Annotated in this window: 19 protein-coding genes; 9 read left to right on the forward strand and 10 right to left on the reverse strand. The window is 68.2% G+C overall.

The features are described from left to right. Positions 1-139 precede the first annotated feature (139 nt). A complete protein-coding gene (locus tag ACQP1O_RS41170) occupies positions 140-1210 on the forward strand; it encodes a fused (3R)-hydroxyacyl-ACP dehydratase subunits HadA/HadB (protein WP_433563654.1) in 1071 nt (356 codons plus the stop codon). A 206-nt stretch (positions 1211-1416) separates the two neighbouring features. On the opposite strand, the gene ACQP1O_RS41175 is transcribed toward ACQP1O_RS41170, so the two are convergent. The 3 genes from ACQP1O_RS41175 to fbaA form a co-directional block, all read right to left on the reverse strand. Continuing rightward, complete coding sequence (locus ACQP1O_RS41175; RefSeq protein WP_433563655.1) at positions 1417-2877, reverse strand: DUF4185 domain-containing protein; 1461 nt, start codon at positions 2875-2877, stop codon at positions 1417-1419. A gap of 175 nt (positions 2878-3052) precedes the next feature. Then, positions 3053-4171, reverse strand: coding sequence for a BTAD domain-containing putative transcriptional regulator (locus ACQP1O_RS41180; protein ID WP_433563656.1), 1119 nt, complete (start codon positions 4169-4171; stop codon positions 3053-3055). Between the two features lie 90 nt (positions 4172-4261). Next, positions 4262-5299, reverse strand: a complete 1038-nt coding sequence (gene fbaA / locus ACQP1O_RS41185; RefSeq protein ID WP_354843373.1) for a class II fructose-bisphosphate aldolase — start codon at positions 5297-5299, stop codon at positions 4262-4264. Between the two features lie 226 nt (positions 5300-5525). Here fbaA and ACQP1O_RS41190 point away from each other — a divergent pair, with 226 nt between their 5' ends. Together ACQP1O_RS41190 and ACQP1O_RS41195 are read left to right on the forward strand one after the other, a co-directional pair. After that, a complete protein-coding gene (locus tag ACQP1O_RS41190; RefSeq protein ID WP_433567968.1) occupies positions 5526-6179 on the forward strand; it encodes a DedA family protein in 654 nt (217 codons plus the stop codon). Positions 6180-6186: 7 nt separating this feature from the next. Continuing rightward, positions 6187-6894 (forward strand): DedA family protein, encoded by a 708-nt coding sequence (locus ACQP1O_RS41195; RefSeq protein ID WP_433563657.1) that lies wholly within the window; start codon positions 6187-6189, stop codon positions 6892-6894. A 4-nt stretch (positions 6895-6898) separates the two neighbouring features. Here the strand turns inward: ACQP1O_RS41195 and ACQP1O_RS41200 are convergent, their stop codons facing one another. The 3 genes from ACQP1O_RS41200 to ACQP1O_RS41210 form a co-directional block, all read right to left on the reverse strand. Further along, positions 6899-8041, reverse strand: a complete 1143-nt coding sequence (locus tag ACQP1O_RS41200; RefSeq protein ID WP_433563658.1) for a glycoside hydrolase family 76 protein — start codon at positions 8039-8041, stop codon at positions 6899-6901. Positions 8042-8104: 63 nt separating this feature from the next. Beyond that, positions 8105-8788 carry a TrmH family RNA methyltransferase gene (locus ACQP1O_RS41205; RefSeq protein ID WP_433563659.1) on the reverse strand — a complete coding sequence of 228 codons (684 nt, stop codon included), beginning with the start codon at positions 8786-8788 and terminating at the stop codon, positions 8105-8107. 18 nt (positions 8789-8806) lie between these two features. Continuing rightward, positions 8807-9214: a DUF4190 domain-containing protein gene (locus tag ACQP1O_RS41210; RefSeq protein ID WP_433563660.1), complete on the reverse strand. Its 408-nt coding sequence runs from the start codon at positions 9212-9214 to the stop codon at positions 8807-8809. Between the two features lie 91 nt (positions 9215-9305). Here ACQP1O_RS41210 and ACQP1O_RS41215 point away from each other — a divergent pair, with 91 nt between their 5' ends. The 6 genes from ACQP1O_RS41215 to ACQP1O_RS41240 all read left to right on the forward strand — a co-directional run bounded on the left by ACQP1O_RS41215 (position 9306) and on the right by ACQP1O_RS41240 (position 15143). Beyond that, positions 9306-10640, forward strand: a complete 1335-nt coding sequence (locus tag ACQP1O_RS41215; RefSeq protein ID WP_433563661.1) for a sensor histidine kinase — start codon at positions 9306-9308, stop codon at positions 10638-10640. Positions 10641-10693: 53 nt separating this feature from the next. Continuing rightward, complete coding sequence (locus ACQP1O_RS41220; protein WP_433567969.1) at positions 10694-11335, forward strand: LuxR C-terminal-related transcriptional regulator; 642 nt, start codon at positions 10694-10696, stop codon at positions 11333-11335. Between the two features lie 225 nt (positions 11336-11560). Next, positions 11561-11971, forward strand: a complete 411-nt coding sequence (locus ACQP1O_RS41225; protein WP_433563662.1) for a hypothetical protein — start codon at positions 11561-11563, stop codon at positions 11969-11971. Between the two features lie 54 nt (positions 11972-12025). Beyond that, positions 12026-13351 carry a purine-cytosine permease family protein gene (locus ACQP1O_RS41230; RefSeq protein ID WP_433563663.1) on the forward strand — a complete coding sequence of 442 codons (1326 nt, stop codon included), beginning with the start codon at positions 12026-12028 and terminating at the stop codon, positions 13349-13351. Beyond that, positions 13348-14460 (forward strand): phosphotransferase enzyme family protein, encoded by a 1113-nt coding sequence (locus ACQP1O_RS41235; protein ID WP_433563664.1) that lies wholly within the window; start codon positions 13348-13350, stop codon positions 14458-14460. Before ACQP1O_RS41230 ends, ACQP1O_RS41235 begins: the two co-directional genes overlap by 4 nt. Before the next feature lie 161 nt (positions 14461-14621). Beyond that, positions 14622-15143: a hypothetical protein gene (locus ACQP1O_RS41240; protein WP_433563665.1), complete on the forward strand. Its 522-nt coding sequence runs from the start codon at positions 14622-14624 to the stop codon at positions 15141-15143. A 108-nt stretch (positions 15144-15251) separates the two neighbouring features. Here the strand turns inward: ACQP1O_RS41240 and ACQP1O_RS41245 are convergent, their stop codons facing one another. From ACQP1O_RS41245 to ACQP1O_RS41260, 4 genes are all read right to left on the reverse strand, one after another. Continuing rightward, positions 15252-15950 carry a lysoplasmalogenase gene (locus tag ACQP1O_RS41245; RefSeq protein WP_433563666.1) on the reverse strand — a complete coding sequence of 233 codons (699 nt, stop codon included), beginning with the start codon at positions 15948-15950 and terminating at the stop codon, positions 15252-15254. Beyond that, positions 15950-17008 carry a beta-ketoacyl-ACP synthase 3 gene (locus tag ACQP1O_RS41250; RefSeq protein WP_433563667.1) on the reverse strand — a complete coding sequence of 353 codons (1059 nt, stop codon included), beginning with the start codon at positions 17006-17008 and terminating at the stop codon, positions 15950-15952. The genes ACQP1O_RS41245 and ACQP1O_RS41250 overlap by 1 nt, the downstream gene beginning before the upstream one ends. Positions 17009-17130: 122 nt before the next feature. Then, positions 17131-17676: an orotate phosphoribosyltransferase gene (gene pyrE, locus ACQP1O_RS41255; RefSeq protein WP_433563668.1), complete on the reverse strand. Its 546-nt coding sequence runs from the start codon at positions 17674-17676 to the stop codon at positions 17131-17133. A gap of 8 nt (positions 17677-17684) precedes the next feature. Beyond that, entirely contained in the window at positions 17685-18512 is an 828-nt protein-coding gene (locus ACQP1O_RS41260) for an SDR family NAD(P)-dependent oxidoreductase (RefSeq protein ID WP_433563669.1), read from the reverse strand. Between the last annotated feature and the right edge of the window lie 58 nt (positions 18513-18570).

Below are 18570 nucleotides of genomic sequence, written 5' to 3' on the forward strand. Positions count from 1 at the left end.
GTTCGGGCCGGCCGTTTCGGCATACCGGCACTTCAGCGGTTGTACACCGTCCAGGAACACTGTCCGATATCCGTCCGGGACAGTGCCCTCAGAAGTGGTGCGGGCCCACCGGGTTTCGATTTGCAGGGAGCTGAACACCATGCCGGAAACGGCAGAGGCTACTCGAGCCACCGCGACCGAACTGGTCGGACGACACTTCCGTGTCCGTGATCACTACGACGTCGGCCGCGAGAAGATCCGCGAGTTCGCGCGTTCGGTGCGCAACGAACACCCCGGTCATCACACCGAGGCCGCCGCCGCGGCGCTCGGCTACGGCGGCCTGCTCGCCTCGCCGACCTTCGCGTCGGTGATCGGCGCGGCCACCACCCGCTCGCTGATCGGGTCCGTGCTCACCGAGTACGACGTCTCGCAGATCCTGCAGACCGATCAGATCTTCGAGTACTACCGCCCGATCCTGGCCGAGGACCGCCTCGGGGTGGACGTCGTCGTCGAGAACATCCGCAGCTTCGGCGACAACGACTTCATCACCGTCAAGGTCACCCTCACCGATGCCGACGCGCTGCCGGTGCTGGTCGCCACGACCACCATCGTGGCCCGCAAGGGCGTCGAGATCGATCCGGCCACGGTCGAGACCGTCTCGGGCGTGGTCATGCACGGCCACGTGGTCGAGCCCGGCGAATTCGACGGCGACCCGACCGGTCTGGTGCTGCTGGCCCCCGACGAGGTCGCCGAGCTGGCCGCCCCCGCCCCGCCGCAGCCGGTCCACACCATCCCCACCGCCGCCACCCTGACCGCCGGCACCGAGCTGCCCGCCACCAAGGTGCCGGTCACCCGCGGCGACCTGGTCAACTACGCGGGCGTCTCCGGGGACCCGAACCCCATCCACTTCAGCGACACCGCCGCCACCCTGGTCGGCCTGCCCACCGTGGTGGCGCACGGCATGCTCACCATGGGCCTGACCGCCGGCTACCTGGTGGACTGGCTGGGCGATCCGTCGGCGCTGAGCAAGTTCAGCGTCCGCTTCTCCGGCTTCGTGCCGGTCGAGCCGACCGCCCCGACCATCGTCGAGTTCACCGGCAAGGTGAAGTCGGTGGACGCCGCCAAAGGCGCGGCCACCGTAGTGCTGGGCGCGACCTCCGACGGCAAGAAGCTGTTCGGCCGCGCCGTCGCCGAGATCCGGCTGTCCCGCCTCCCCGAGACTCACAGCTGAGAGCTTCCCCCGCCTCCCCGTAACTTCAGCGCCCGGCATAGAGCCGTCGCCCGCCGTGCACGCGTGCCGGCGGGCGGGTACCGAATCTATTTCGGGCGTACCCCAGGAGTTACCCCGACCGTTACGAAATCAGTTGCTGCGGTTGGCAACCGAACAACAAGAAACGGATGCGCCGCACCTGCCTCGCAGCGCACTCGCTTCGAGTGCTAGTCCACTGTGGCGTGCATCAGGTAGACGTTGTAGTCGCTCCAGGTCGACATGGTGAAGTACATGTCGTTGCCGGTGGACCACGGATGGATGAAGCCGCCGTACAGCTCCGGGAATTGCAAGGCGCTCACCGTCACCGCGCTGTCGGACCACGCGCCCTGCGGCGTATCCGATTCCCGCACAACGAGTGCCGCCTTGGCGGTGTCCAGGTAGCTCATCTGCCACACCTTGCGGCTCTCGTCGTAGCGCACCGACAGCTCACCGGCGGGCGCGTCGACAATCGGTGTGACCGTGACCGATCCGTTCGTCTCGGGTATCCAGGAGCCGCTGTTCCAGTACTGATAGGCCGTCGGGTTGAGCACCTGATCCTTCGGCACCCGGGCCAGGCCCACCCCGCCGAGCCGCGAGTTGGGGATACCGAACATGTAGACCCAGTCCCCCTGCGGCACCATGGCCGCCACCTGGAAGTTGGAGAGGCCGAAGATGTTCTCCCACTTGGCGTACGGGTCCTTGGTCCAGTGCTCGCCGTGGTCGTCGGAGTAGGCGATGCCGCCGTAGTTGGTGTACCAGGTTCCGGGCACGCTGTTCCAGGTGCGGATCGACATGTAGCTCAGGTACTGCCGGTCCCCGATGGCGAAGCCCGAGGTCGGGATGGTGGTGATCTCGATATTGTCCAGCTTGCGGCTGCTCAGCAGTTCGGCGGCGTGGCAGCGGCCGTCGGTGACCATGCGGTCGAACACGACACCGTTCTCCAGATCCCGGTTCTTGCTGAAGGCCAGCAGGTTCGAGCGCCAGTCCTCACCCATGCCGCCCGGCGGGTGGAAGTCGCGGCCGACGGTGTCGCCGAAGGCGATGGCGATCTCGTCCGGCGCGCTCTGCCACATGATGCCCAGGTCGGTGCCCTGTACCTGCCAGCGCTTGTCGGTGCGGTTGACCGAGCCGGCGCCGGTCAGCTTGGACACCTCGCGTACGTCGGAGACCCGCGGCGTCGGCCGGGCGGGCACCTGGGCGGCGGCCTCCACCGGGGGGTGCGCCGGATCGGGACCGGGCGGTAGCGCCGGCGGATTCGGGTTGGGGAACGCGAAATTGAACGGTTGCGGCCGCACGATCAGCCTGGGGAGGCCGAGCTGTTCGGCGAGTCCCGGTGGCGGAGCGGGAGTGTCGGTGAGGTCCGGGCACGGGTTCACGCACGGATCCGGCGGCAGCTCCATCGCCACGCGCTCGGTGTTCTCCGGTAGCGGTCCGGTGTCGACCGTGACCACCGGATAGGGCACGGGCACCTCGACGGTCTTCGGGATCAGCGACTCGTGTCCGGGCTGGGCGTCGGTGCTGCAGGACCCGGTACCCGGAACGGCCGGTGCCGCACCCGGATCCGCCGCCGCGACCGGTCCGCCCATTCCGGCGAGTACGCCCGCCCCGACGATCACCGCCCCCGCAGCTGCCACCAGCCGCTTGGCCATGCACTCAACCTTCCGATAAACGGGCTCTCCGGACGTTTCCGGGCAGAGACCCTACCCCCGGAACAGGGCGAACCGCCGGTACTCGACCGATCTCGATCGAATCGAGACCCGTGGGCCTACCGCCGCCGCACCGCGAACCGAAACCGACAGTGCAGCAGCGTAATACAGCGACGGCTCAGCGCAAGGCCTGGAAGGTGAGCACGGTGGTGCCGATCCGGATGGCGTCCCCGTCGGCCAGCACGGCGGCCGATTCGATGGACTCCTCGTTGATGTAGATGCCGTTGGCGGAGTGCAGGTCCTTGATGAGCAGCCCGGCCCGGCTCGGGGTGATCTGCGCGTGGTACCGGCTGGCCTTCGGATCGTCGAGCACCAGGTCGTTGTCCGTCATGCGGCCGATCTTCATGCCGTTCGAGCCGATCGGCACCACCCGGCCGTCGGACAGCCGCAACTGCCCGGCGCGCACGGCGCGCGGTAGCTCGGTGACGGTCTCCGTCATGGCCTTGGCCATGCGCTCGACCTCGTGAATCTGCCCGGTGCTCAACGGTTCCTGACGCAGCACCTTCTGTTCCAGCGCGATGAGCGCGGGACCGGGATCGATGCCGAGCTCGTCGGCGAGCACGGTGCGCACCCGGCGGCAGGCGTCGAGCGCGTCGGCCTGTCGGCCGGACAGGTAGAGGGCGGTGATGAGCTGCGCCCACAGCGGCTCCCGCAGCGGATGCACGCTGGTCATCGACACCAGCTCACCGACCACGGAAGAGGCTCGGCCCAAAGCGATTTCGGAGTCGATGCGGGCGGAGGCGACCAGCAGCCGCTCCTCGTCCATGGCGGTGGCGAAGCTCTCCGCGAAGCCGAGGCCGGAGAGATCGTCCAGGGCGCGGCCGCTCCATTCCGCCAGCGCCTCGCCGAAGAGCCGGGACGCGGCGGTGGGGTCGCCGATCGAGGCGGCCTCCGAACCCTCGCGGCGCAGCGTCTCGAAGCGCCCGAGATCGCACTCGTCGTCCTCGATCTCCAGCCGGTAGCCGGAGGATTCGGTGCGCAACAGCGCCACCGGGTCTACCCCGGCAGTGCGCAGGGACTTACGGATATTCGAGACGAACACCTGCAGACTCGCCTGATAGGAATCCGGTGGATCGTCGTTCCAGACAATGTCGGCCAGCGCCTGGGAAGACACCGCGCGCCGCCGGTTCACGGCCAGAGCCGCCAGCAGCGCACGCGGCTTGGGACCGCCGACCGGCACGGACCGACCGGCGACCAAGAGCTGCACGGGGCCCAGGACCCGCACATCGACAGTCATGCCACCTGCCTCGATAGAGACCGCGGCGCGCCCGCCGCTCGAAAATTGCCCGGGATTCCGCTCGTCTCAGCGGAATCCCGACCGTTGAGCTTACTTGGCGCTGATCGAACGTCCCGCAGAGTTCAGGTCGTTGCAGGCCTCGACGACGCGTGCGGCCATCGAGGTCTCGGCCTTCTTGAGGTAGCTGCGCGGGTCGTACACCTTCTTGTTGCCGACCTCGCCGTCGATCTTCAGGACACCGTCGTAGTTGCCGAACATGTGGCCGGCGACCGGGCGGGTGAAGGCGTACTGGGTGTCGGTGTCGACGTTCATCTTCACCACGCCGAAGCGCAGCGAGTCCTCGATCTCCGACTTCAGCGAGCCCGAACCGCCGTGGAAGACGAAGTCGAACGGCTGCGCGTCCGCGCCCAGACCCAGCTTGGCGGCGGCCACCCGCTGGCCCTCGGCCAGCACCTCGGGTTTGAGCACCACATTGCCCGGCTTGTACACGCCGTGCACATTGCCGAAGGTGGCGGCCAGCAGGTACTGGCCGTTCTCCCCGGAGCCCAGCGCGTCGATGGTCTTCTCGAAGTCCTCGGGCGAGGTGTACAGCTTCTCGTTGATCTCGGCCTCGACGCCGTCCTCTTCACCGCCGACGACGCCGATCTCGACCTCGAGGATGATGTTCGCCGCGTGCGCCTGCTTCAGCAGTTCCTTGGCGATCTCCAGGTTCTCGTCGATCGGGATCGCGGAACCGTCCCACATGTGCGACTGGAACAGCGGGTTCAGGCCGTTCTTCACGCGCTCGGCCGAGATGGCCAGCAGCGGGCGCACGAAGGTGTCCAGCTTGTCCTTCGGGCAGTGGTCGGTATGCAGCGCGATGGTCACGTCGTATTTGGCCGCAACCACATTGGCGAATTCGGCCAGCGCGACCGCGCCGGTCACCATGTCCTTCACACCCAGGCCGGAACCGAATTCCGCGCCGCCGGTGGAGAACTGGATGATGCCGTCACTGCCGGCGTCCGCGAAGCCCTTGATGGCCGCGTTGATGGTCTCCGACGAGGTGCAGTTGATGGCGGGGAACGCGAAGGAGTTCTGCTTGGCCCGAGCAATCATCTCGGCGTAGATCTCCGGAGTCGCGATGGGCACAGTGACCTCCGTGTTGTGTGTGGTGCGTACGACAAATTCTGTCAGCTGACACGATAGGACAGCCCCTTTTCTCCGGGGCAATGGCCTCACATACCCCACAAGTTTGTGAGGTTGCTTCGACGTTCGGTGTGATGTGTGCGGTACCGGTACTGTGGTGGCCGTGACCTTGCTGGCCGTATCCGATGCCGTGACGACCAATGCGGCCTTGCCCGCGATCTTGGACCCCATGCACCTCCTGACGGAGACATGGCTCTCGCACGCGGTGCTCCCGGCGATCTTGGCGATCGTCTTCATCGAGACCGGCCTGCTGTTCCCGATCCTCCCCGGCGACTCGCTGCTGTTCACTGGCGGTCTGCTGGCGGCCCAGGCGCACCCGCCCGCCGGAATGAACATCTGGTGGCTGGTCCCGGCGACCGCGTTGGTGGCCTGGCTGGGCGATCAGAGCGGCTACTGGATCGGCCGGACCATCGGGCCCGCGCTGTTCAAGAAGGAAGACACCCGCTTCTTCAAGCAGCACTACATCACCGAGACGCACGCGTTCTTCGAGAAGCACGGCCCGAAGACCATCGTGCTCGCCCGCTTCGTGCCCATCGTGCGCACGTTCATGCCGGTGCTGGCCGGTGTCTCGAAGATGGACTACCGCAAGTTCGCCCTGGTCGACATCATCGGCGCGGTAGCGTGGGGCGGCGGCGTCACGGTGCTCGGTTACTTTCTCGGCAATGTCGAATTCATCCGCAAGAACGTCGAGGCGATCTTCCTGCTGATCGTGTTCGTGTCCATCCTCCCGGGCATCATCACCGTCGCGAAGAATCTGCTGCACCGCGGCCAGGCCCCGGAACAGGCCGAGTACGCCACCTCGACGAACGAGCCGACCCACTGAGCCTTTGGTGTCGACCACCCCGCTAACTCTTGCCTCCGGCGGCTTCGGCCCGCTCGAGACCGCCGGGCCGGTGCTCGTCTGGACCATTGTTCTCACCTTTGTGTTCCTGGAGTGCGCGCTCATCATCGGGCTGTTCCTGCCGGGTGACTCCATGCTCATCACCGCCGGTGTGGTGATGGCCTCGCAAGTCGGCGAGACGCACGTGTGGGCGCTGTCGATCGGCACCATGATCGCGGCCATAGCCGGCAACCAGGTGGGATATGTCTTCGGCCAGCGCGCCGGGCACCATCTCGTGGCGCGCAAGAACGGGAAGTACATCAATACCCGCAATCTGGCCCGGGTTTCGGACATGCTGCACAAGCACGGATTCCTGGCGGTGCTGGTGGCCCGCTGGATTCCGTGGGTGCGCACGCTGTGCCCCCTGGTCGCGGGCGCGGCGGGCATGGATCACCGCAAGTACACCGTCGCCTCGACCGTCGGCGCGGTCATCTGGGCGCCGGTCATCCTGCTGGCCAGCTACTACGCGGGCAGCTTCCTGGAGAACATGTCCTGGCTCATGCCCGCGGTCATCGGCACCCTGGTGGTCGGGCTGATTCTCGGCACCTTCCTGGGCGTGCGGCAGTACCGGGTCGAAATGGCGCGTCCCGCCGAGGAATTCGACGTCGACCTGGAAGAGGCCGCGACCGTGCCGCTGCCCCAGGTGCCTCGCGCCTGAGCGATTACAGCCCGGCGGCCGTCACCGTGTGCGCGGCCTCCATCAGCTTCCAACCCGAAAGCTGCACCGACAGATCGCGTTCCGGGCTGCGCGAGGCGGCCACCGAGCCGCCCTCGAAACCGCCCGCGCCCGCGATGCCCGGAAGCCGTGCGGGCTGCCGCCAATCCGCGCCGAACAGCGGCTCACCCTCCACATCCAGGCGGTGCTCCCAGGCCGCGGTCGCGGACGCGCGCACCATCGCGGCGGCCTTGCGGCGCGCGGTGGCCTGGGCGGGTTCGTCGCCGGGCAGCATGAGGGCGGTCAGCGCCAGGTAGCGGATGAGAATGCCGTTGAACAGGCCGCCGTCCCCGCCGCCGTCGCCGACCACCACGCCGTCCGCGGTCAGATGTTCCTCGACCGCGTCCACCAGCCGGACCGCGCGCTCGGCGTGCCTGGGTTCGCCGGTGTGCACCGCGAGTTCGGTTTCCAGGCCGAGCGCCACGCCCTGGCAGTAGCTGTAGACCGGCTTCTCGACCTCGCCGGAGGGTAGGTGGATGCCGTCGAAGATCAGGCCGGTCTCCTTGTCGCGCAGGTTGGCGTCGAGGAAGTCGGCCAGTTCCTGCGCCAGGTGGTAGCGGCCCAGCCGCGCCATGGCGATGCCCGCCGGGCCGTTGGCCGGGGCGTTGTAGAAGTCGGAGCCCTTACGCCAGGGGACCGCGCCGAACTCCGGATCGAACCCGTTGACCAGCGTCTTCTCCAGAGTGAGCAGCGCGCCCCGCACCTCGGCGACGCCCTGGGTGCGTTCGGCCCGCTCCAAAGCGATTGTCAGCCAAGCCATGTCGTCGTAGTAGTTGTTGGTCCAGCCGGTGATATTGCGCAGGCGCGAGGCGTGGGCGATGGACCAGAGACGGCGCTGCCGGGCGGGGGTCGGCGCGCGATTGGCGGCGTCGACCGCGCAATCGATCAGGTGGGCCTGCCACCAGTAGTGCCAGAAGGCGAAAGCCCGCTCACCCTTGGTGGCGGGCCAGCCCACCACGCCGAGCTGGGTGCCGGGACAGCCCCACAACTTGCGTAGGTGACGCGAGAGGATCGCGGACTCCGCCAGGTCGGCTCGCTCCGACCAGAGGGCAGCGGTCGGCTCGATATTGCGTCCGGTCCGCGAAGTCATGGGACTTATCGTGCCAGTCGGGCACTGCGCTCGTGGCTGATTTGTTACCGAGAGTCGTCCAGCTCACCACGCGGTGGTGAGGTCGGCGTGCTGCCGGATCCAGGCGTGCATGGCGATACCCGCGGCGACACCGGCATTGATGCTGCGGGTCGAGCCGAACTGCGCGATCGAAACGGTCAGCAACGCGCCCGCTTTCGCGGCCTCGGTCACGCCCGGGCCCTCCTGGCCGAAGAGCAGCAGGCACTCGCGCGGCAGCGCCGCGGTCTCCAGCGGCACCGCGCCGGGGACGTTGTCCACCGCCACCACCGTCAGTCCCTCGCCGGCCGCGAAACGCAGCAGCTCATCGATGTCGGCGTGATGGTGAATGTGCTGGTAGCGGTCGGTGACCATGGCCCCGCGGCGATTCCACCGCTTACGCCCGACAATGTGCACGGCCGCCGCCGCGAAGGCATTGGCCGTGCGCACCACCGTGCCGATATTGGCGTCGTGCCCGAAGTTCTCGATGGCCACATGGAACGGATGCCGGCGACTGTCGATGTCGGCGACGATGGCCTCGCGCCGCCAATACCGGTAGGCATCGACCACATTGCGCCGGTCGCCGTGCTCGACCAGGTCCGGGTCCAGGCGCGGATCGTCCGGCGGCTCGGTGCCGAACTCCTCGCGCCACGGTCCGACGCCGTGCGGATGCTCACCCCATTCGGTCGGTCCGGGGGTCGGCGGTTCGTGGGCGGTCGGGACGGAACTCACCCCGGCGATGGTAGTTGCCTAGTGCGACGAGCCGACCGCGCCCACGATGATGGCCAACACGATGAACAGGATGACCAGGACCATCAGCGCGGTGGCGACGATGCCGCAGATCCAGCCGGCCGTCACCATGCCGCTGCCGCCGATCATGCCGTTCGACTCGTTGATCTCCCGGCGGGCCTTGCCGCCCATGATCCAGGCCACCGGCCCGAGCAGCTGGCAGAACACCAGGCTCATGATGCCGAGGACCAGCACGACCACGGCCTGCGGATGATCCGGCGCGGGTGCGCCGTAGTAGCCGGGCGGGTAGTAGCCGGGCGCCTGCGGTGGGTAGTCCTGGGGGTAGCCGGGCTGCTGGTTGTAGCCCGGCTGCGGCTGGTAGCCCTGGGACTGCGGATCCCAGCCCGGCGGGGGCGCGTCGTAGGTCATGGCTGAATGCTAGGTGGTGGTGCTGGCTACACCGAATATTTTCTGGGCTGCTCCCTCGTCACCGCACCCCGCCGCCCGCGACGATGAAGCCATGAGCGATTCGGCCGCCCTGCCCAGCACTGTGCTGCGGACCTTCCTGACGACGCCGTTCCGGGCGCGCACCTGGAAGGAATTCGCCTATCTGATCATCGTTTTCGGACTGGGCTGCATCGCGGCGGTCCATCTGTTCGCGGGAATCGGTGGCAGCCTGTATCTCTCGCTGTTCGTGGTTGGCATTCCGGTGCTGGCGGCCATGATTCTGGGCGGCCGGGTGTGGGGCCGCATCCATCGGGTGCTGGTCGCGGTGCTGCTGGACGCGGCGCTGCCCGAGCCGCCGGCGTTCACGTTCACGCCCGGGCCGATCGGCTGGCTGCGCAGCGCCTTCACCGACCGGACCTCGTACCGGGCCCTGCTGTTCCTGATCGTCGAGGGCCTGCTGGGCGTGGTGATCGGTTACGGGGTGCTGGTGACCGTGGCCGTGACCGGTTTCGTTGCGCTGTCGCCGATTCCGTGGGCCCTGGGAAATCCGAGCAATGTGGACGAACGGGGCGTGTCGCACCATTCGATGATCCAGTTCGGCGACTACTACCTCGACACCTGGCCGCGCGTCCTGGGTTTCGCGGCGCTCGGCGTGCTCGGCTGCTTCCTGCTGCCGTGGCTGATCCGCGGCGTCTGCTTCCTGCACCGCGCGCTCGCGCTGTGGCTGCTGACCCCGACTGCCCGCGATCTCGAGCTGGCCGGCCTGCGCGAGAGCCGCCGGGCCGCGGTCGACGACTCCGCCGCCACCCTGCGCCGACTGGAACGCGACCTGCACGACGGCACCCAGGCGCGGCTGGTCAGCATCGCCATGATGCTGGGGCGCGCCGAGGAGCGGATCGCGACGGGCGGCGACGCCGCCGAGCTGATCGCCCAGGCCCGGACCGGATCCAAGGAGGCACTGACCGAACTGCGGGAACTGGTGCGCGGCATTCATCCGCCCGCCCTCGAACTCGGGCTGGAACCGGCGCTGGAGACCCTGGCCGCCCGCTGCGCGCTGCCGGTGGAGCTGCGGGTGCTGCTGCCGCTGCGGCCCAGCCCGGCCATCGAGGCCATCGCCTATTTCTCGGTCGCGGAACTGCTTACGAATGTGGTGAAACATGCTGCCGCGAACCGGATCTGGGTGGCGGTGCTGCCGGCGGGGACGGATGCGCTGGCGGTGAGCGTGCGAGACAACGGCCAGGGCGGCGCGCTGCAACCGGTGGGCGGACCCGGCGAAGGTGTTGTGGTGGGCGGGCTTTCGGGGCTGGCGCAGCGGGCGCGCGCGGTGGATGGCACGCTCACGGTGGACAGCCCCATCGGTGGCCCGACCGTGGTCACGCTGGTGCTGCCGCTGGCCGGGCCGCAATGATCGAGGGTGTGAACACTCCGAACAGCGAGGACGTGAACACCGCGAACCAGCCGCTGCGGGTGGTCATCGCGGAGGATAATGCCATCCTGCGCGACGGCCTCACCGCGTTGCTGGCGGAGCGCGGGTTCGAGGTGGTGGCCGCGGTGAGCGACGCGACCGGCCTGCACGCCGCGGTCGCCGACCACGAGCCGGACGTCGCCGTGGTGGACGTCCGCATGCCGCCCAGCTTCACCGACGAGGGCCTGCTGGCCGCGCTCGCGCTGCGCCGCAGCCATCCCGGCACCGGTGTGCTGGTGTTCTCGCAGTGGATCGAAACCCGTTATGCCACCGAGTTACTGGCCGCCGGTGCGGGCGGCGTCGGCTACCTGCTCAAGGACCGCGTGGCCGACGTCGGCGATTTCACCGAGGCGCTGCGCCGCGTCGCCACCGGCGGCACCGCGCTGGATCCGGAGGTGGTCGGCCAGCTCATGGGCGCTGCCCGGCAACAGGATTCGCTGGCCCGGCTCACCCCGCGCGAGCGTGAAGTGCTGGAATCCATGGCCCAGGGACTGTCGAACGCGGCCATCGCCCGAGCCCTGTCGGTGACCGAACGCGGCGTGGAGAAACACATCGGCAACATCTTCTCCAAGCTGGAATTGCCGCCCTCGGATCTGCATCATCGGCGAGTGCTCGCCGTTCTGCGGTTACGGGGTTGAAACATTGCTGCACGGTTGCCGGGCGTGGAAGACTTGGCCCATGACTCGATCGAGTTCCGCGGTGCGGCCGGGGGATGTGCGGGCGGCCGTCGAGATCGTGTCGCCGGGTTCGCGCCGGGTGGATCGGCCCACACGGAACTAGCTTCAGGACTATCCTGGAATTCTGATAGGCCGTGGTTGGAGGGTGTCATGGACCACGCGCGTATAGCTCGTACGGTGCTCGGAGTGACGGCGGCATACCTCGTCGCACTCGGGTTGTGGCTGGGGTGGCTGGTCCCGCTCACCCCGCCGGGTACCGTGCCGGTCCAGATCGTCACACTGGTCGGTCTGTTCGGAACGTTCCTGGGCCTCGGCATGCTGTTCGCCCAGCGCCCCAGCCGCTCCGACCGCAAACTACGCCGGCACGGGCTCGAGGGCTGGGCGAACATCGAAGCGGTGCACCCCTTGCAGCGCACCGACCACTGCACCGAGATCACCGAACTAGATCTCGAACTCGTGGTGCCGGGCTCGGAGACCTACTACGGCAGCATCGTCTTCGACGTCGAACCGGTGGTGAAACCGAGAATCGCTGTGGGCGGCACGATTTCGATCCGCGTCGACCCGCAGAACCGGGACCGGATCATCCTCTGCCTCTGATATATATCCAGCTCAGTGCCGGATTCACACGATTCGGGCCGTAGGCTCCTGGGCATGACGATCGCCGAAAAACCCGACCGCAGGGAAGCGCCGCTGGTGCTCGACACCCAGCCGCCGCGCACGCTGGGGTTCACGGATCAGGCGGCGTTCTGGCTCAATCTCGGCGTCAGTCTCATCGGCTTCAGTGGCGCCGCGTACGTGCTCTTCCCGACCGGGAACCCGCCGCTCCCGCTGGCCGGGGCGCTGCTGGCGACCGTCCTGGGCACCGTGGTCGGCGCGGCCATGGTGGCCGGACCGGGCGCCGTCGGAGCCCGCACCGGCGCGCCGGCCATGGCGGTGCTGCGCGGCCTGTTCGGGACGCGGCTGTCGTACCTGCCGACGGTCGCCAATATCGTGCAGTGCATCGGCTGGGGTGTGTACGAGCTGACCGTGATCGCGCTCGGCGTCTCGGCGCTCACCCACGATTGGGTGCCGCACTGGATGGTGATCGTCGCAGCGGGCACGCTGTCCACCACCATGGCCATCTGGCCGCTGTCCGCGGTGCGGGCGCTCCGCAAATACGTCTCGGTGGCAGTGGCCATCGCCATGCTCTACTTCACGATTCAGCTACTGCGGCAACCGATTCCGGTGCAGCAAGACACCAGCTGGAGCGGGTTCTGGCCCGCCGTCGACACCACCCTGGCCGTATCCATCTCGTTCGTTCCGCTGGCCGCCGACTACACCCGGCACTCCCGCTCGGCGAAGACCGCCGCCGGGGCCACCGTGGCGGGCTACTCGATCGCCCAGGTGTGGTGCTACCTGCTGGGCATCATCGCCATCCTGCAGGCGGGCGGCGATGCCGACCACGTTTTCGACTCCTTCCTGGGCGTGACCGCGGGCTGGGTCTTCTTCGCCGTACTGGTGCTGCGCGAGTCCGACCAGTCCTTCGCCAATGTGTATTCGACGGCCATGTCCATCCAGAATCTGCTGCCGCGGGTGGATCGGCGACTGCTGGCCGGATTGGTCGGTGTGGCGGTGACACTGCTGGCGCTGCCGGTGCGCGACTTCAGCAGCTACGCGAATTTCCTCTATCTGATCGGCTCGGTCTTCGTGCCGCTGTGCGCGGTGCTCATCGTCGACTATTTCCTCGGTCAGGGCCGTCGCGACTGGAATCTGGCGCAGAACGCGCCCGCCCGGCCGCTCATGCTGCTGCCGTGGGCCATCGGCTTCGTGGTGTACCAGCTGTTCAATCCCGGCTCCATCAGTTGGTGGGCGACATTCTGGACCCGGGCACAGGACGCGCTCGGCATCCATCCGGGCTGGTGGTCCTCGGCCTCGCTCTACTCGTTCCTGGCGGCCGCGGCGGTGACCGCGCTCCTGGTGCGGGTCCGGCGGGGATGACCGACGGCCGCGTCTACGGCATGGGTTTCGACCCGCTGGTCGAACCCGATTGGCCCGCACTGACTTCCGCCGAGGTGAACGCGGTGCTGGGCACGGACGCGGCGATCGTGTGGCGCAGCCCGAGACCACTGTCGGCGACCGCCCGGGTACGCCCGGCGGACGGGCGCGACCTCATCGTCAAACGCCTCCCCCGGGCCCTGCGCGACGCCGCCGCGCTCGGCGAGGAGCACCGCTTCATGGATCACCTGCGCTCGCATGGAATTCCGGTGCCCCGCGTACTGCACACGGTCGACCTGGGCGATTTCGCCTACGAGGTCCAGGAATCGGGTGACGGGCGAGACGAGTACGAGGGCGTCTTCTCCTGGACGCCGTACCGCTCCCTCGACGGTGCGGCCGCGGCCGGGCGCCTGCTGGCCCGCCTGCACCTGGCCGCCGCGGGATACCAGGCGCCACGCCGCCCGCCCCGGCCGCTACTGGCAAGCTTCACCCTCTTCGCCTCCGCCGATCCCCTTGCGGCCGTGGCGGATCGGGCGGCGGAACGCCCGGCCATCGGCGTGTTCCTCGCCGAGCGCGACTGGCGGGCGGACCTGGAACGCGTCCACCTCCCGGCCTACGAGCGGCTCCGGCCCCTGCTCGCGGACCTGGAACCGCTGTGGACACACAATGATTGGCACGGCACGAACCTGCTCTGGCGCGACCGCGACGTCACCTCCGTCATCGACTTCGGCCTGTGCGATCGGACCACCGCCGTCCACGATCTCGCCACCGCCATCGAACGCAGTGCCGTGGACTGGATTTCGATCCGCGACGGCGGACCGGCGAAGGTGCGGTTCGACCAGGTGCGCGTCCTGCTCCAGGGCTACGAATCGGTGCGGCCGCTGACCGCCGCCGAGCGGCGCGCCCTCCCGGCGCTGCTCCCCCTCGTGCATTGCGAGTACGAGCTGTCCGAGATCGACTACTTCCTCGGCGTCGTCCCCGGCGGCAATGCGAAGAACGCCGAAATCGCCTACGACGAGTACTTTCTCGGCCATACCGCATGGTGGACGGAATCCGGCGCGGGCCGTGAACTGCTGTCCGCAATCCCCGGAATGGCACGCATCACCGAATAGTGGCGGCGAGCACAATTCCACGGATCCCGAATGGCGGCAGCGGGACTTGATTCCGCGTCCGCGATCGGATAAAACTTGTTCCGTTGCCATCGGCAACGCGAATCGTTCTGCACGCCATCTGAGTTCAGCGTGCTGCGGGGGTCGGGAGGACAGGAAAAATCATGCGTCGCACCATTCGTAATTTCGGTCGTAAGGCAATCGTCGCGGCACTGCCGCTGGCCGTCGCCGCGACTTTCGCAAGCGCGGGAACGGCTTCCGCCACCGCCCCGGCCGACGCCGCGCAGTCGGCTCCGGTCGTGCAGATGGTCACGGCTCCGGTCGCGGCCGCCATCGCGCAGACCATCGCGCCGGAGGCGGTCTCCGTCGCGCCGGAGGCCGCGCAGCCGGTCACCTCGGATGTCGAGCAGCCCGCTGCGCCCGAGGTCGCGCAGCCGGCGGCCGAGATTTCTCAGCCGCAGGACATCGCCACCGATCCCAATGCCAAGAACCACGACCCGATGGCCAATGCCGCGGTGGTGGGCGCGGGTGTCGGTGCCGTGATCGGCGCCGTCATCTGCGCCGTCACCGTGGTCGGCATTCCGCTCATCCCGCTGTGCGCCCTCGGCCCGGCGCTCCAGGGCGCCCTGATCGGCCTGCTCGTCGGCGCGATCGACCCGGATGCCATTCCCCAGGTCCTGCCCTGATGGGATAAAACACCGGAACCCCATCCCGAAACTCGGGATGGGGTTCTTGTCGATTCGAATTCGATGACCGGCAGCGGTTGTCGATGACGGATACGGTTACCTATTCGGTTACCGATATTGCTGACGATGTGCGCGGGGATCCGCGAGCAGGTATTGCGCGGCGGCATACGTGCCGAGAATGACACCCTCGCTGATCCGCCGTGACTTCTCGCCGCGCGCGAAAATGCGCCGCAGCACGATCAATCCGTCGGACAGCGTGAACAACAGCGCACCCACGCCCAATCGGCTGCGCGGGTCCGCATTCGGAATGTTCACGCCCGCAATATTCTTCGTGTCCCGGGCCAGTTCCGGATCGGACGCCAGCGTGGCCGCCGTGCCGAGGGTCGCGCCGTAGACGGTGAGCGGCACCGCGATCGCCGGGGCCTTGAACCGCATCAGCGTCGCCGCGCCCAGCCAGGCCGCCAGGCGCGGAGCCGCGATCTGCGCGCGCGGCCAGCCGCCGCGCCGGAACCACAACCACGAGTACCCGGTCTGCATGACCGCGAAAGACGAAGCGCCGGCGATCAATCGGCGATCGTCATCGGGGTCGATGAGCAACACGTCGCCGACCATGGCCGCGGCCAGTGACCCGAGCAGTACCGTGCGATCGGCGCGATGCAGGGCTGCGCCGTTCACCGCGACATCGGCCGCCAGCAGCGGCATCAGCAAAGGCTTTGCGGCCCACTGCAATTTCTCGCGACCGGTGACGGCGCCGAACACAGTCACCGCCGCGGCGCCGACGAACGCGGCGCGGAACGGGCGGGCCATCAGAAGCTGGGTTCGGCCGGCGCGGGCGGCAGCACCGCGACCTGACCGGCGTAGGACAGGCCGGCGCCGAAGCCGAGCAGCAGCGCCAGCTGACCGCCCTTGGCCTTGCCGGTCACCAGCATCTCCTCCATGGCCAGCGGAATCGAGGCCGCGGAGGTGTTGCCGGTGTTCTCGATGTCATTGGCCATCGGGATGTCGTCGGCGAGCCCGAGGTTCTTCTTCATGAGCTCGTTGATGCGGGCATTGGCCTGGTGCGGGATGAACACCTCGATGTCCTCCTTGTGCACGCCGGACTGCTCGATGGCATTCGACAGCGCGCGCGGCAGGGTGACCGCGGCCCAGCGGAAGACCTTGGGGCCCTCCATGTGCAGCGACATACGGCCCACCGGCTCGACGGCCGGGTCGGTGCCCTGCAGGCGCTGCGCCTTGTTCATGAACTCCAGGAAATCGACGTCCTGCGCGATGGCCTCGGCGTTCTCGCCGTCGGAGCCCCACACGGTCGGCGAGATGCCGTTCTCCTCGCTGGGCCCGACCACGACCGCGCCCGCACCGTCGCCGAAGATCATGGCGGTGCCGCGATCCTTCGGATCCAGGCCCACGGTCATCGTCTCCGCGCCGATCACCAGGATGTATTCGGCCGAGCCGGAGCGGATCATGTCGGTGGCGACACCCAGGCCGTAACCGAACCCGCCGCAGCCGGAGGTCAGGTCGAAGGCCGGGATGCCGTTCATACCGAGGTCGGCGGCGACGCTCGGCGCACCGTGCGGGGTCAGCTTGAGCCAGCTGGAGGTGCAGAAGAGGAGCGCGCCGATCTTGGACCGGTCGATGCCGGTGTTGTTCAGCGCCCGGTTGCCCGCCGCCACCGCCATGGTGCGCAGGGTCTCGTCACCGGAGATCCAGCGCCGGTTGTGGATGCCGGTGCGCTCGAAGATCCACTCCGGGGTGGAGTCCAGGACCTCGCACACTTCGGCGTTGCTGACCACGCGCTGGGGCCGGTAGGCGCCGATGCCGAGCATCGCAACATTTTGATGACCCTTGTTGATTGCAATGCTCACCACTGGTGACTCACACGACCCTTCACAACACCTTTGTCGGACGTAAGACCAGCAACAGGCTAACCCAGAGCAAGGGTTCAGCCCAGAGCAAAGTCTTGTTAACCCTTCGGTAAGGACCTAAGTCCTCACCCCAGCGCGAGGTCCTTCAGATCCAGGATCGACCGGTACTCCAGACCCTCGGCCGCGATGATGTCGTCGGCGCCGGTCTCACGGTCCACCACGGTGGCCACACCGACCACGATGGCGCCCGCCTCACGCAGCGCGCGCACCGCGGTGAGCGGGGAGTTTCCGGTCGTGGTGGTGTCCTCGACCACCAGCACCCGCTTGCCCACGATGTCCGGGCCCTCGATCTGACGCTGCATGCCGTGCGCCTTGGCGGCCTTGCGGACCACGAAGGCGTCGATGGCCCGGCCGGGCGCGTGCATGACCGCCGCCGCCACCGGGTCCGCGCCCATGGTGAGCCCGCCCACCGCGTCGAAGTCCCAGTCCGCCACGAGTTCGCGCAGTAGCTTGCCGATGAGCGGGGCCGCCTCGTGGTGCAGGGTGGCGCGGCGCAGGTCCACGTAGTAGTCGGCTTCCTTGCCCGAGGACAGGGTCACCCGGCCGTGCACCACGGCGAGGTCGCGCACCAGAGCCGCGAGTCTGTCCCGGTCGGTGGTCGTTACCTGCATTGCTTTCTCTATGTCCTTCCGCGTGCGTTGAACAGGCCCCGGTTCAGGCGGGTCACCAGGGATCGTGGGATGAACCCGGCGATCGCGACGATCGCTTTGTACTGCATTCCGGGCACACTGATCACCCGGTCTCTCTCCAGATCATGCAGCGAACCCGCCACCACCTCGTCCACGCTCAACCACAACGGTCGTGGTAGCGAGGCCATGTCGATTCCGGCCCGCTCATGGAATTCGGTGCGGACGAATCCCGGGCACAAGGCCTGCACCCGGACTCCGGTTCCGGCCAGCCCGCCGGCCAGCCCCTGGGAAAAGGATACGACGTACGCCTTGGAGGCCGAATAGGTCGAACCCCGTCCGGGTATCAGGCCCGCGGTGCTGGCCACATTGACCACCGTGCCCTTGGCCGCGTGCAGCATGGGCGGCAGGGCCGCCCGGGTCAGCTGTACGACAGCGGTGACATTCACATCCAGTTGCTGCTGCAGGGCGTCCGGCTCCAGCGTCCAGAACTCGCCCGACATGCCGAATCCCGCGTTGTTGACCAGGAATTCGACGCCCTGTGCCAGGCGTTCGGCCACCCGGCCGAGGTCGGCGGAGCGCCCCAGGTCCGCGGGCAGCGTCTCGGCTCGCGCGCCGAAACGCACCCGCACATCGTGTGCCAGCGCGGCCAGCCGATCCTCATCCCGCGCCACCAGCACCAGGTCGTAGCCGAGCGCGGCGAGCCGCGTCGCGTACGCCTTGCCGATGCCGGAGGTCGGCCCCGTGATCAAGGCCACCGGGCGGTGGGCGCCCGGCAGGCGCGGGGCGCCCGCCTGACAATCAGGGGAACTCTCGGTCATCGGCGGCCCATCACTCGCACGACTGGGGAGCGGTCGGCAGTGACCGGAACTGCGCCCC

The sequence above is a fragment of the Nocardia sp. CA-151230 genome, from assembly GCF_050942175.1.
Lineage (GTDB): Bacteria > Actinomycetota > Actinomycetes > Mycobacteriales > Mycobacteriaceae > Nocardia.